Source organism: Eisenbergiella porci, assembly GCF_009696275.1.
Lineage (GTDB): Bacteria > Bacillota > Clostridia > Lachnospirales > Lachnospiraceae > Eisenbergiella > Eisenbergiella porci.
Map to the genome: position 1 here is coordinate 1 of NZ_VUMI01000148.1, position 1,041 is coordinate 1,041.

General features: G+C 44.3%; 1 pseudogene. It reads right to left on the reverse strand.

The features are described from left to right. Window positions 1-295 (reverse strand): annotated as a pseudogene (locus FYJ45_RS29330) (group II intron reverse transcriptase/maturase); the annotation flags it as partial. Window positions 296-1,041 lie beyond the last annotated feature (746 nt).

A 1,041-nucleotide genomic window follows, 5' to 3' on the forward strand; every position in this document is an offset into this window, starting at 1 on the left:
GCTCACTTCCGTTTACAATAAATCTCACTTTTTCAACTACTTCATCAGGGGAGCACTTTCCAATGTCCCTGATTGTGAGTTTATCTGTTCCACACGTTTTACTTCCTGTGTTTTTCTTGATATTTCTGTATGCCAGCAGAATGTTTTCCCTTTGAAGGACGATAGACATGAGGTCTGTAAACACCTCACCATTCTTACTGGCAGCATATAGATTATCGAAGGTATCTTGCATTCCGTAATACTCGTTATGTCGCAGATTTTCCTCACATAGCAGTTGTTTCTTTTTTCTGGTCATAAGGCATCACTCTCCTTTCGCGGGAAAGTGTCCCTTTTTGTCTTACTCGTAATCCTTATACGATTGAATGACAACAATAGTTTCTAACCGACTAAAGCCCATTCCTCAAGCCCGCCTTTTTCGTTGGGCTGTCATAGGTTCGAGCTTCGCTTTTCAGCACAGATTAAGCGGCTTATATGATTCGTCCGCAGATTGCTTATGAGCAACTCTGTACCTTTCCACGTTCCGATAACCCTATCTGTACATATATCCTTAGGTGTCCGCTATAGTCCTGTCAGCTTGATTGTGCCTGCAACACAATACGGAATTTCATATTTTCGATTTTTACTTTACCGCACTGACCCACATTTAAGTGTCCGTACATTTCTATACGGTAAACATCTAGACCCGTACATTCGCGGTTTTCGTCAGTCCGTCGTAGACATTCTCACCATAGATATTTTATAGACTCCCGGCGTGTCATCTGCATACAGTACCTCTACTGCACTTTCGTCAGCCGTGTTGCCACGCTGTTACGACAAACTTCCGCCGACTTTATCGAGCTCCAGACTCCAGCCATTACAGCCGAAGCCGGTCGAAGTATCAGAGTAGGCATTTCAGGGCGTTACTCCTTCATTCTACCTATCGGGTTATCAGTTGTTGCTCATCCCTGCCGAGATAAGCCCGACGCTTTTAGCATCACATGGCCATAAGTCTATGAAGTATTACCCTCATAGCGTGATGTTTGTGCGTCAACGTGTCGCACC